Source organism: Micromonospora sp. NPDC005215 (assembly GCF_040607915.1).
In the GTDB taxonomy this organism is placed as follows: domain Bacteria; phylum Actinomycetota; class Actinomycetes; order Mycobacteriales; family Micromonosporaceae; genus Micromonospora.
In genome coordinates this window covers 128435-140905 of record NZ_JBEXHQ010000006.1, presented here as the reverse complement: position 1 = coordinate 140905, position 12471 = coordinate 128435, and the positions used below count along the sequence as shown (strand labels likewise).

At 69.9% G+C, this 12471-nt stretch carries 11 protein-coding genes; 5 read left to right on the top strand and 6 right to left on the bottom strand.

Annotated features, from left to right (window positions below; translation table 11 throughout):
- Window positions 1–5: 5 nt before the first annotated feature.
- Both ABZU25_RS08015 and ABZU25_RS08010 read right to left on the bottom strand, forming a co-directional pair.
- A complete protein-coding gene (locus ABZU25_RS08015; protein ID WP_355028580.1) occupies window positions 6–1514 on the bottom strand; it encodes a glycosyltransferase 87 family protein in 1509 nt (502 codons plus the stop codon).
- Window positions 1515–1641: 127 nt separating this feature from the next.
- On the bottom strand, window positions 1642–3879 hold the full coding sequence (locus ABZU25_RS08010) for a transglycosylase domain-containing protein (RefSeq protein WP_355028579.1): 2238 nt from the start codon (window positions 3877–3879) through the stop codon (window positions 1642–1644).
- Here ABZU25_RS08010 and ABZU25_RS08005 point away from each other — a divergent pair.
- Complete coding sequence (locus ABZU25_RS08005) at window positions 3842–4549, top strand: hypothetical protein (protein ID WP_355028578.1); 708 nt, start codon at window positions 3842–3844, stop codon at window positions 4547–4549. The genes ABZU25_RS08010 and ABZU25_RS08005 overlap by 38 nt on opposite strands.
- Before the next feature lie 139 nt (window positions 4550–4688).
- On the opposite strand, the gene ABZU25_RS08000 is transcribed toward ABZU25_RS08005, so the two are convergent.
- Window positions 4689–5138 (bottom strand): DUF5318 domain-containing protein, encoded by a 450-nt coding sequence (locus ABZU25_RS08000; RefSeq protein ID WP_355028577.1) that lies wholly within the window; start codon window positions 5136–5138, stop codon window positions 4689–4691.
- A gap of 175 nt (window positions 5139–5313) precedes the next feature.
- Between ABZU25_RS08000 and ABZU25_RS07995 the strand changes: the two genes are divergently transcribed.
- Complete coding sequence (locus ABZU25_RS07995; RefSeq protein ID WP_355028576.1) at window positions 5314–5952, top strand: PadR family transcriptional regulator; 639 nt, start codon at window positions 5314–5316, stop codon at window positions 5950–5952.
- Window positions 5953–5975: 23 nt separating this feature from the next.
- Window positions 5976–7055 carry an inositol-3-phosphate synthase gene (locus ABZU25_RS07990; protein WP_355028575.1) on the top strand — a complete coding sequence of 360 codons (1080 nt, stop codon included), beginning with the start codon at window positions 5976–5978 and terminating at the stop codon, window positions 7053–7055.
- A 92-nt stretch (window positions 7056–7147) separates the two neighbouring features.
- Here the strand turns inward: ABZU25_RS07990 and ABZU25_RS07985 are convergent, their stop codons facing one another.
- Both ABZU25_RS07985 and ABZU25_RS07980 read right to left on the bottom strand, forming a co-directional pair.
- Complete coding sequence (locus ABZU25_RS07985) at window positions 7148–8089, bottom strand: hypothetical protein (RefSeq protein ID WP_355028574.1); 942 nt, start codon at window positions 8087–8089, stop codon at window positions 7148–7150.
- Window positions 8090–8208: 119 nt separating this feature from the next.
- Entirely contained in the window at window positions 8209–8688 is a 480-nt protein-coding gene (locus tag ABZU25_RS07980) for a methylated-DNA--[protein]-cysteine S-methyltransferase (RefSeq protein WP_355028573.1), read from the bottom strand.
- An 80-nt stretch (window positions 8689–8768) separates the two neighbouring features.
- Here ABZU25_RS07980 and ABZU25_RS07975 point away from each other — a divergent pair, with 80 nt between their 5' ends.
- Entirely contained in the window at window positions 8769–9290 is a 522-nt protein-coding gene (locus ABZU25_RS07975; protein ID WP_355028625.1) for a hypothetical protein, read from the top strand.
- Between the two features lie 28 nt (window positions 9291–9318).
- On the top strand, window positions 9319–10854 hold the full coding sequence (locus tag ABZU25_RS07970; RefSeq protein ID WP_355028572.1) for an SPFH domain-containing protein: 1536 nt from the start codon (window positions 9319–9321) through the stop codon (window positions 10852–10854).
- Window positions 10855–10910: 56 nt separating this feature from the next.
- Here the strand turns inward: ABZU25_RS07970 and ABZU25_RS07965 are convergent, their stop codons facing one another.
- Window positions 10911–12371, bottom strand: coding sequence for a CCA tRNA nucleotidyltransferase (locus ABZU25_RS07965; RefSeq protein WP_355028571.1), 1461 nt, complete (start codon window positions 12369–12371; stop codon window positions 10911–10913).
- Between the last annotated feature and the right edge of the window lie 100 nt (window positions 12372–12471).

Genomic DNA, 12471 nt, shown 5'->3' with positions numbered 1-12471 from the left:
CGGGATCACCCGGTGGGGGCCGGCTCGGGTTCCGGTTCGTTCGTCGTCGCTCGGCGGCGCCAGCGGTCCAGCCACGGCGCATCTGGTGCGCCGTCGAGCACGCCGCCGTCCGGGTCGTCCGGGTAGGTGGCCCGCACCGCGTCCCGCTCGGGGTGCAGGATCTCCCGGATGACCAGCACGCAGAGCACCACAACGGTGGTCAGCCGCAACGTCGAGGCCAGCACGAACACCCCCTCCGGGAAGACCGGGCGGCTGGTCGCCGCGCCGAGCAGCTCACCGTAGAAGGCGACGAAGTAGCAGACCTCGGCGATCTGCCAGGCGAGGAAGGCCCCCCACTTCGGCCGAGCCAGCACCACAAGCGGCAGGAGCCACAGCACGAACTGCTGCGACCAGACCTTGCTGAAGATGAGGAACGCCGCGACCACCAGGAAGGCGAGCTGACCCAGCCGCGGTCGGCGCGGTGCCCGCAGCGCCAGCACGGCCACCCCGAGGCAGGCCAGCCCGAACAGTGCGTACGAGAGGGTGTTGAGGGTGGGGATGTTGGCGTTCAGCCACTCGAACGGGCCGAGCTGGCCGGGGTCGTTGCCGACCTTGCCGTCCAGGTAGCGCCCGATGTACCAGAGCGTGCCCCAGTCGATCGGCCGGGTGGTGTTCAGCTCGAAGAACCGGTTCCAGTTGTCCGGGTAGGCCCGTGCGGCGGGCAGGTTCACAAGTACCACGGCGGCGATCGCCGTACCGACGGCGGTGAGCGCCGGGCGGACCCGGTTGGCCCGCAGTCCGAGCACGAGGATCGGCCCGAGCAGGAACAACGGCCACAGTTTCGCCGCGCCGGCCAGCCCGAGCAGCACGCCGGCGACCGCCGGTCTCTTTCGGGCCCAGGCCAGCAGACCGAAGGCGGCCAGCCCGATGGCCAGCAGGTCCCAGTTGACGGTGGCGGTGAGCACCAGCGCCGGGGCGAGTGCGAACAACGCGGCGTCCCAGGGTCGTCGGCGGCGCAGTGCCAGGATCACCGCCACAGTGGCCACCGCGAGCGCGCCCAGCACCAGCGCGTTGAGGTTGTAGAACCACTGGCCCTGGTTGATGCTCGGGTCGCCGTCACCGACGGCGTGCACCGGCAGGCCCAGCGCGCCCATGAAGTAGCCGGTCAGCACCGGGTATTCGACCGGGTGGTCGCGGTAGGGCACCTTGCCCTCGTTGAGCCCCTCGGCGTAGTACAGGGCGAGAACGTCGGTGTAGCAGAACCTGTTGTACTGGACGTTGTTCTGCCAGGCGCCGTCCTGGCAGGGCGACTTCTGCACCCAGTGCAGCGCGAGAGTGAGGCAGGCCAGGGCCAGCACGATCCGGACCGCGGTCCAGAAGCGCCGCTCCTGGCCGGCCGGCCGGTCCAGCGCCGTCGCGTGGTCGCCCAGTGGGCCGCCGATCGCGCCGGAGAGGCCGCGGACGAACCCGTCGGATCGGGACGGGTGGTCGGTGGTTCCGGCGTCGTCGATGCCGGGCGTCGACTGGGTGCTCATGAGAAGGCATCCTGCCGTATGACGGGGGTACCCGTCCCGTCCCGACGCGGAGAGATCTGGGTACGGAAACGCCGCCGCCGGCCGAACAGGTCGTCCGGCCGGCGGCGGCGTCGTGCGGAGCTGCGGATCAGTCCCGGTTCGGCGGTACGCCGGGCAGCAGTCCACCGCCGCCGCCACCGGGTCCGCCTGGCCCGCCGGGCCCACCGGGCCCACCGGGATTACCGCCCGGGTTACCACCAGGATTACCGCCCGGGTTCCCTCCGGGGTTGCCGCCGGCGACCGTGCAGAACGGGTCGGTCAGCGGGTCGCAGCCCGGTTGGCCCGGCAGGCCCGGAGTCGTGGGCGGCGGCTCCTTGCCGTTGCCCTTCGTGACGTCACCCTCGCCGGTGATGGTGGGCAGGGGGATCTCCTCCAGGCCCTTCAGGGCGGTGTTCATGAACTTCTCCCAGATCGGGCCGGGGAGCTTCGAACCACCGATGTCGTCGCCGTTGGCGAGCCGGATCTCCGGCTTCTTCGGATCGCGGCTGCCCACCCACACCGCTGTGGCGTTCTGCGGGGTGTAGCCGACCGTCCAGGCGTGCGAGTTGTCGTCCTTGTCGTACTCCCAGGTGCCGGTCTTGGCGGCGGCCTGCCGGCCGTCCTCCAGCGAGATGTCGTTGGGGCGCGGGATCTGCTTCAGGACACCGGTGACCTCATCGGTGATCTTCTTGGGGATCCGCTGCTCCGACTTGATGCGCTCGCTGCCGACGACCTTCCACTTGCCGGTGTCCTTGTCCTGCTGCTCGACCTTGAACACGAAGTGGGCCTTGATGTACTTGCCGTCGTTGGCGAAGGTGGCCATGGCGTTGGCGTGGTCGAACACCGTGATCGGGTACTTGCCGAAGGCGGTGTAGTTGTCGAACGGGTTCGGCCCCTTCTTCGACAGGTCGAAGGCCTGCGGCGGGTCGACGCCCCACATGGTGGTCACGCCGGCCTTCCGGGCCATGTCGACCACCTTGGCGGCGCCGATCGTGTCGGCGACCCAGTAGAAGGGCACGTTGTACGACTGGACCGTCGACTCTTCGAGGGTGCAGTACTTGCCGCACTTGAGGTTGGTACGGCCGGCGTTGCCGATCGCGACAGCGGAGCCCTCGGGCTTGTACGGCGTCGGGTCCCAGTGCGACTTGACCGAGATGCCCGCCTCGATGGCGGCGGCCAGGGTGTACACCTTCATCGACGATCCCGGCTGGTGGCCACCGGTCAGGTCGCCGTTCTTGTCGGTGTTCATGCCGGCGTAGTCGAAGTCGGCGCCGCTGTCACCGCCATAGTAGGCGAGCACCCGACCCTTCGACGGGTCGATCGAGACCACCGCAGCCATCAGGTTCTTCGGCTGCTCGTTGAGCAACGAACCCTTCTTCGACTGCATCGCCGTGTTCTCGGCGGCGGTCTGCAGCTTCGGGTCGATGGTGGTGGTGATCCGGTAGCCGCCGTCGCGCAGCGCGTCCACGCAGCTCGTCTTGCCCTCCGCTCCGGAGTCGGAGCAGAGGCCCATCGTGTCCATCTCCTGGCGGACGTAGTTGATGACGTTGCCCCGTGGGCTGTCGACACCGAACCCGTTCCCCTTCTTCGGCGGCAGCACCTTGGGGTACGCGGTCGGCGACGCGGGCTGGCCGGCAGCGTCCAACCAGCCTTCCTTCTTCATGCCGCCGATCACGTAGTCCCACCGCGACTTGGCGTCCGGCAGGTTGACGGCGGGGTCGAACCCCTTGTGGGTGTCGCTCGCCTGCGGCTGCTTGATGACCGCCGCGAGCACCGCACCCTCGCCCACGGTCAGGTCCTTCGCCGCCTTGCCGAAGTACGTCTGTGCCGCGGCCTCGATGCCGTAGGCACCGCGTCCGAAGTAGATGACGTTGAGGTAGTGCTGCATGATCTCCGGCTTGTCGTACTTCTCGTTCAGCTTGGAGGCGAGGATGGCCTCCTTCACCTTCCGGCCGTACGTGTCGTCCTGGAGGTTCTCGAACGCGTTGCGGGCGTACTGCTGGGTGATCGTCGAGGCACCCTGCTTGTCGCCACCGGAGATGTTGTTCCATCCGGCCCGGACGATGCCCTTGTAGTCGACGCCCGAGTGCCGGTAGAAGTTGCGGTCCTCGGCTGCCGCCACCGCGTGCTGCACATGCTCCGGGATCTGGCTGATGGTGACGAAGGTGCGGTTCTCGCTGCCCAGCTTGGCCAACTGGGTCTTGCCGTCCTTGGCGTACACGGTGGTGGACAGCGGCAGTGGCAGCTCGTTGGGCATGACCACGTTCGTCGAGTAGTAGGTGAACCCGACCACGCCGACACCGGCCAGCATGATGAACACCGCGACCCCGGCGATCAGCAGGTTCATCCGCTTGCGCTTCTTCGAACGTGCCGCACCCGCGCCGCCCGCACCACGACCACCTCGGCCCGGGCCGTTGGGCCCGCCGGGACCGTTGGGTCCACCCGGCCCACCCGGGCCACCGGAGACCGGAGAGACGCTCGCTCGGGCGACCGCGGCCCGGCCACCCACCGACGCGGAGCCGACGCTGGCTCGACCCGCCGAGGCGGCGCCGACCACGGCCCGACCTGCCGGTGCGCCGGGTGCCGGGGACACTGGCACCGAGGCCCGCCCGGCGCCGGCGCGGCCGGCAGCCACTCCGGGTGCCGGCGACACCGGCACGGAGGCGCGTCCTGTTCGGCCCGGGGCCGCCGAGCCCACCGAGGCGGATCCGGCCGCCGCGCCACCACGCGGCGGCACCGAGGCCGATCCGCCCACCGTGGCCCGACCACCGGCGGCCCGCGGCGTCACCGAGGCGCGGCCCGGGGTCGCCGCTCCGCCCTCCGAGGCCGACCAGCCATTTCCGCCGGAGTCACCGCCGGGCCGGCGGTACGCGTCGTCCGCGCCCGCCCCGGGGTCGCCCGCCGGGCCCGAGTACTGGGCCCGTCCGCGCGCAGAACTGGGATCGCCGTACGAGTTCATTCCTCACACCCTGCCGGTCGCGGTGGGGCGCGACTGCGCCGCCACCGGGTTGCCGTGAGTTGCTTCACCTGGGACAGCGGCACGGGGGTGCCGCTGCACCGTGGTCAATGCCGTATCAATCGGGCCAATCGGACCAACGAGCGGTCGTCCGTCCCGGGTTTCGTCGATGGCCCCGGGGCCGGTCCAACCAGCTGTGATCACCGTTGCGCCTCTCGCCTCCGCCGACCCGCACCTTCGGCGGCCACCACATCCTGCTCGCCGGTGCCGTCGCTGTCGCCGGTCAGACCGTCCCGGCCGAGCAGGTACTGCTCGATGAGATGGTTCCAGTCACAGCCGAGGCACACCTCCACCACGAAGACCTGGAACTCACGCAGCGTCATCGCCAGCACGGGCAGCTCGGTCAGTGTCCGCGCCTGTCCGGCGGACTGCTTGAGCTCGTCGCCGTAAATGTAGTGGACGAGGGTCAGGTTTTCACTGCGGCAGATCGGGCAGCGCCGGTCGGTCGGCTCTCCGTGGAACCGGGCGGCGTTCTTCAGGTACGGCGACGCGTCGCAGACGTCGTACGTGCCGACCCGGCCGGCCAGGAGCTCACGCAGCACTGCTCGCTTCTGAAGCGAGTAGTCGACGACCTGGCGCTGCGTACGCATGCGGAGAAGGGTACGCGGTCCGGCCCGAGCAGGCGACCATGCTCACGATCCGTGACGACAGCGTCTCGGATAGGGGGTTTGCCCTGGCCGGCGCAACCCGCTAACGTGCGATGTATCGGTCCGATACATCGTGGCGGTTACCGCTCCACGCCGGAGGGAAAAGAGAGGGTGGCCAGTGCTCGAGTTCGCCATCCTCGGCCTCCTGCAGGAGTCTCCGATGCATGGCTACGAGCTGCGCAAGGAGCTGACCGCCAAACTCGGCGCGATCCGGGCGGCGATCAGCTACGGCTCGCTCTACCCGACCCTACGCAGGCTGCAGGCGGCGGGTTGGATCACCGAAGCTGCTGAGACACCCGCCACTGCCGAGGTGGTTCCCGCGCTGACCAGCCGACGAGGTCGGGTGGTCTACAAAATCACAGCGGACGGCAAGGAACGCTTTGCCCAGCTGATCGCACAGGCCGGGCCCGAGACGTACGACGACACGGGCTTCGGGGTGCACTTCGCGTTCTTCGCCCGAACCGACCAGGCGACCCGACTGCGCATTCTGGAGGGTCGCCGCCGCAAGATCGAGGAGCGTCGCGAAGGGCTTCGTGACGTGCTGGGCCGGGCAGCCGAGCGCCTCGACGCTTACACCTTGGAATTACAGCGCCACGGCCTTGACGCCTGTGAGCGCGAGGTCCGCTGGCTGGAGGAGCTCATCGCCAACGAGCGCTCCGGCCGAGCCCCGACGGTCCCGGACACCGGGACGGCCGGTGGCCGACGAGAAGACAACAGCCCGCCTCCGCCTGGAGAGACCAGGAATGAGCGGCCTTGACAGAAAAGAAGGAGGCAGACGCTATGGGCTCCGTCCGCGTCGCCATCGTCGGTGTGGGTAACTGCGCCTCGTCCCTTGTTCAGGGCGTCGAGTACTACCGCAACGCCAACCCGAACGACCGCGTCCCGGGTCTCATGCACGTCACCTTCGGCGACTACCACGTCAACTCCGTGGAGTTCGTCGCGGCGTTCGACGTGGACGCCAAGAAGGTGGGCATGGACCTCGCGGAGGCGATCGTCGCCAGCGAGAACAACACCATCAAGCTCTGTGACGTGCCGCCGACCGGTGTCAGCGTGCAGCGCGGTCCGACGTTCGACGGTTTAGGCCAGTACTACCGCGAGATCGTCGAGGAGTCCGACGCCACCCCCGTCGACGTGGCGCAGGCGCTGCGCGACGCGCAGGTCGACGTCGTCGTCTGCTACCTCCCGGTCGGCTCCGAGCAGGCCGCCAAGTTCTACGCCCTGGCGGCGATCGACGCCGGCTGCGCGTTCGTCAACGCCCTGCCGGTCTTCATCGCCTCCGACCCGGAGTGGGCCCAGAAGTTCACCGACGCGGGCCTGCCGATCGTCGGTGACGACATCAAGAGCCAGGTCGGCGCCACCATCGTGCACCGCGCCCTGGCGAAGCTCTTCGAGGACCGCGGCGTCGAGCTGCTGCGCACGTACCAGCTCAACTTCGGCGGCAACATGGACTTCATGAACATGCTGGAGCGCAAGCGGCTGGTCTCGAAGAAGATCTCGAAGACCCAGTCGGTCACCTCGCAGATCCCGCACGAGATGAGCAAGAGCGACGTGCACATCGGCCCGTCGGACCACGTGCCGTGGCTGGACGACCGCAAGTGGGCGTACATCCGGCTGGAGGGCCGCTCGTTCGGTGACACCCCGCTGATGGCCGAGCTCAAGCTCGAGGTGTGGGACTCGCCGAACTCGGCTGGCGTCATCATCGACGCGGTCCGGGCTGCGAAGATCGCGCTGGACCGGAAGATCGGCGGCCCGATCCTGTCGGCCTCGTCGTACTTCATGAAGTCCCCGCCGGTGCAGTACGCCGACCACGACGCCCACCAGGCCGTCGAGGAGTTCATCGCCGGTGAGGTCGAGCGCTGACCCGCTGAGCAGCAGGTACGGCCGAGGGCCGGGTCCGTTGGGACCCGGCCCTCGCCGCATGTGGTGCCTCGCCGTCTGGTGCGGCGCTCGAGCTACTTCCAGCTCGGCGTGCTCTGCTTGGCCTTGGCCGCCCGCTTCGCCTTGCGATCGGCCAGCGACTCGGCTCCGCGCGCCGCCGCGTTTACCGAGAACGGCAGGATCGCGGGGTCGACCTCGCCGTAGCCGATCACGAACGCCGTGGCGTCGAGGACGACGTGCGTGGTCTGGAGTGCGTAGATCGAGATGAAGTCTTCTTCCCAGCCGATGCCCGACATGAACGCGTTCGAGTTGACCTGGTTGGCCACGTAGTTCAGCGAGGCGAAGTTCGCCGGACGCGGGGTGCCGTACGGGAAGATCTGCAGGAAGCCCGCGTTGACCGCTGTCGTCGCGGTGACGATGCCGAAGAGCGCGTCACCGTAGTGGACGAAGTCATCCAGCCGGACGTGGATCGTCTGGCCGCCCTTCAGGCGACCCGACGAGTCCAGGGTGGTCGCCGAGGCGTTGTAGATCCGGGTGCGCAGGGCCGCCTCCCGGGTGTCGATGATCCGCTGCGGCACGATCGGCACGATCTGGTTCGAGTTGCCGGTGGTGTGCACGTAGTCGGTCAGCGAGGTGCTGCCGCTCTGGACGGAGACCACCTGGAAGTTGCCGTACTTGTCCACGCCCATCGAGCCGACCGGCGCTTGTTCGCTCAGCAGCTCACCGCTGGGAATCAGCATGAGCGGCGGGCCGGCGAACTCGATGTCGCGGGCCACCGTGACGTTCGTGTTCGCCAACCGCAGGGTCGGCCCGTTCGCCGGGTTGACCAGCGCGGTGGTGCCACCGCCGGTGACGAAGTTGCTGGCGGCCTGGATCACCGGCTGGCCCGGGTCGGCCTGTGCCTGGCCGGCGACTGCCGCACCGACCACTGTGGTGCCGGCCACGCCGGCGGCCACGGTGCCCGCGCGGCGCAACAGCTGACGGCGGCCGACGGTCTTGTCCTGATTTTCGGTCATGGGTACCCCCGCGAAAGTGGAAATGACGCTCGATCATGACCGTTGCGACGACAGCTTCACATCGACCGGTCGGCTGATAGTCAGGATTCGTTCCGATCGCGCGGGCCGACCGCGAGCGGTCAGGACCAGGCGTGGCGCAGTGCGACAGCGGCCTCCAGCTCCAACAGCTTGACCTTGCGCGGCAGGCCCCCACCGAAGCCGACCAGCTTGCCGCCCGCGCCGACGATCCGGTGACACGGCACGATCACCGGCACCGGGTTGCGGTTGCAGGCCACGCCCACCGCCCGAGCCGCCCCGGCATCGCCGACGCGGCGTGCCACCTCGCCGTACGTCAGCGTCTCGCCGTACGGAATGCGCGTCATCTCCCGCCACACGGCCCGCTCGAAGTCCGAGCCGCGCGGCATCGACACCGGAACGGTGAACGCGGTCAGCTCGCCGGCGAAGTAGGCCCGCAGCTCGGCGACGACCTGCCGGGACAGCACGTCATCGGGCTCCTCGGTGGCTGCCTCGACCCGGCCGAAATGGGTGCCGCAGACGCTCGCGCCATCGGTGGCGACGGAGAACTCGCCGATCGGTGAGTCGAGCACGGTCCAGCGCATCGCCCCATTCTCCCCGATGCGGGTGACACCGAACGGACCCCGTCGATCGGAGGTGGTCCGCGTTGCGGGGCGTCGATACCGTGCAGGTCGTGGCAACGGGGACGCTCATCTTTCTGATCATCGGCGGGGCGGGCATCGGGGTGCTCGCGCTCGCGCTGCTCGGCACCGAGCTGTTCCAGTTCGGGCATGTCGACGTGGACGGTCCGATCTCGGTCGAGACGGTTGCCGGCTTCGCCGGGGCGTTCGGGTTCGGTGGGGCCATCGTCAACGAACTGCTCGGAGCGCGTACCCCCGGCATGATCGTCGGTGCGGCGGCCGGCGGCGTGCTCGCGGCCGTGCCGACCGGGTGGTTGGCGTCCCGGCTGAGCCGCGCGGCCCGGAACATGCGCACCGATCCCACCCCCACCCGCGACGACCTGGTCGGCGCGCTCGGCCTGGTCGTCACCCCGGTGCCGGCCGACGGGTACGGCGAGGTCCGGGTACGCCTCGCCGGCCAACCGGTAAAGCTCAGCGCCCGCGCGGACCAGCCGATACCGCTCGGCGCCCAGGTCTTCGTCGTGCAGGCGCTCAGCGAGACCAGCGTGCACGTCGAGATTTACTGATCTCCTCCTCGTAGACGGGACTCCCTATATGGCCCTGCTCATCGCCATCGGTGGCGCGGTGCTCCTCGCGCTCATCCTGGTGCTCTTCGTGCTCTCCCGGATCAAGGTGGCCGGGCCGAACGAGGCGTTCATCGTCACCGGCCGCAAGGGCCGCACCACGCAGACCGCCGACGGCGGCCGGTCGACCGACAACTCCGGGCAGAAGGTCGTGCTGGGCGCCTCGGTCTTCGTGCTGCCGGTGGTGCAGAAGCTCCAGTCGCTCGACCTGTCCAGCCGACGGATCGACGTCGGCATCCGGGGCGCGGTGAGCAAGCAGGGCATCCGCGCCGATCTGCACGGCGTGGCGATCGTCAAGGTCGGCGGCACCGAGGACGCGATCCGGGCCGCCGCCCAGCGGTTCCTGCACCAACAGGACGAGATCGACAACTTCACCCGGGAGGTGCTGGCCGGCGCGCTGCGTTCGATCGTCGGCCGGCTCACCGTCGAGGAGGTCATCCGGGACCGGGCGGCGTTCGCCAGCGCGGTCGCCGAGGAGGCCGAGCACTCGATGACCAACCAGGGTCTGGTGCTTGACACCTTCCAGCTCCAGGACATCCTCGCCGAAGGCTCCTACCTGCAGGACCTGGGCCGGCCCGAGGCCGCCCGGGTGCTCAAGGACGCGGCCATCGCCGAGGCGCGCGCCCGGCAGCAGGCGGAGCAGGAACGGCTGCTCGCCGAGGAGGCCATCGCGGAGGCCAATCGCAACCTGTCCCTCAAGCAGGCCGGCATCCAGGCCGAGATCGACGCGGCGAAGGCGAAGTCCGCCGCCGCCGGGCCGCTCGCCCAGGCGGAGCGGGACCAGGCGATCCTTTCCGAGCAGCAGAAGGTCGCCGAGCGCAACGCCGAACTCAAGCAACGCCAACTGGACACCGAGGTGCGCAAGCCCGCCGACGCGGCCCGGTACAAGGTGGAGCAGGAGGCCGAGGCGTCCCGCGCCGCGGCGGTGCTGCACGCGGACGCGCAGCGGCAGTCGGTAATCGCCGCCGCGCAGGCATCCGCCGAGCAGGCGCGGCTCACCGGTGAGGGCGAGCGGGCCCGGCGTGCCGCGCTCGCCGAGGCGAACGCGATCGAGGGCGCCAAGGAAGGTGAGGCCGAGCAGCGCCGCCGTTCCGCGATCGCCGAGGCTGTGGAGCGGGAGGGTCAGGCCGAGGCGGCGGCCATCCTGGCCAAGGGTGAGGCCGAGGCCGACGCGATGGCGCGCAAGGCCGAGGCGTTCGCCGCGTACGGGGAGGCTGCGGTGCTGGATCTGCTGGTCAAGGTGCTGCCGCAGGTGGTGGAGGCGGCCAGCGCGCCGATCGGGGCGATCGACAAGATGACAGTCATCTCCACCGACGGCGCGTCGTCGCTGACGAAGTCGGTGGCCGGCAACGTGGCCCAGGGGCTTCAGCTCGGCAGCGATCTGACCGGGATCGACCTGGCCGGTCTGCTGGCTCGGCTCGGCTCGGCGTCGACGCCGGCCGGCAACGGCACCTCCGCCGGCAGGGGCACCCCGGCCGTGGACGGGACCGCGGTCGAGACCCGCTGACGCCGTACGCCGACGTGCGCCGCTCCCGGTTCGGGGGCGGCGCGCGGGCGGCGGCGCTAGGTGATCAGGCCCTCGGCGCGGGCCCAGCGCAGCAGCTCCACCTCGGCGGCGTCGCGGTCCAGCGGGCCGTGTTCGAGGCGCTGCTCCTTGAGGTGCTTCCAGGCGCGCCCGACGACCGGCCCCGGCGGTACGCCGAGCAGCTCCATGATCGCGTTACCGTCCAGGTCGGGACGGACGCGGGCCAGGTCCTCCTCGGCCGCGATCCGGGTGATCCGCTCCTCCAGCGCGTCGTAGTCCGCCGCGAGCTGGGCGGCCTTTCGCCGGTTACGGGTCGTGCAGTCCGAGCGGGTCAGCTTGTGCAGCCGGGGCAGCAGGTCACCGGCATCGGCGACGTAGCGACGCACCGCCGAGTCGGTCCACTCACCCCGCCCGTACCCGTAGAAGCGCAGGTGCAGCGCGACCAGCGCGGTCACCTTCGCGATGACGTCCTTCGGGTAACGCATGGCCTTCATCCGGGCCTTGGTCAGCCGAGCGCCGACCACCTCGTGGTGGTGGAAGCTGACCCGACCGTCTGGCCCGACCGCCTTCGTCGCCGGCTTGCCCGCATCGTGCAGGAGGGCGGCCATCCGCAGGATGAAGTCGCAGCCCTCCTCCTCGTAGGAGACCGCGTTCTCGACGACCGTCAGGGTGTGCTCGTAGACGTCCTTGTGCTGGGCGTGCTCGTCGATCTCCAGCTTCAGACCGGTCAGCTCCGGCAGAAACCGCTCGGCCAGGCCGGTGTCGACAAGCAGCCGCAGCCCGGTGATCGGGTCCGCGCCGCAGAGCAGCTTGGTGAACTCGTCCCGGATCCGCTCGGCGGTGATCCGGTCCAGGTCGGCGGCCAGCTCACTCATCGCCCGGTGCACGTCCGGGTGCACGGCGAAGCGCAACTGGGCGGCGAACCGGGCGGCCCGCAGCATCCGCAACGGGTCGTCGCCGAACGACTCAGCCGGGGTGCTCGGAGTCCGGATCACCTGGGCCGAGATGTCGTCCAGGCCGCCGTGCGGGTCGGTGAACCGGTGCTCCGGCACGCTGACCGCCATCGCGTTGATCGTGAAGTCGCGCCGCTTGAGGTCCTCGTCGAGGCTGGTGCCGTACACCACCACCGGATTGCGGCTGACCTGGTCGTACGACTCGGCACGGAAGGTGGTGATCTCCAGCCGGAGGCCGTCGCGCTGCGCGCCGATGGTGCCGAACTCGCGACCGGTCTCCCAGATCGACTCGGCCCAGCCCTTGAGGATCCGCAGCGTCTCGTCGGGGTGCGCGTCGGTGCAGAAGTCGAGGTCGTCACCGAGTCGCCCGAGCAGGGCATCCCGCACCGAACCGCCCACCAGGTGCAACTCGTGACCGGCGCGAACGAACCGGCGGCCCAACTCGTCGGCGACCGGGGAGACCCGGAGCAGTTCGGCGACGGCGTTGCGCTGCGCGGCGGTGAGTTCGCGGCGGTCGGCGGCGTGGGGAGCGGAGGCGTCGGACATGGGATCGCCAGCTTATCGGGCCGGGGTGTGATCCGATCCGCCGGGCGCGGGGTAACGGGTGGGGGTTGACTATGGTCTGTGGCGTGCGGGTCGGTGTCCG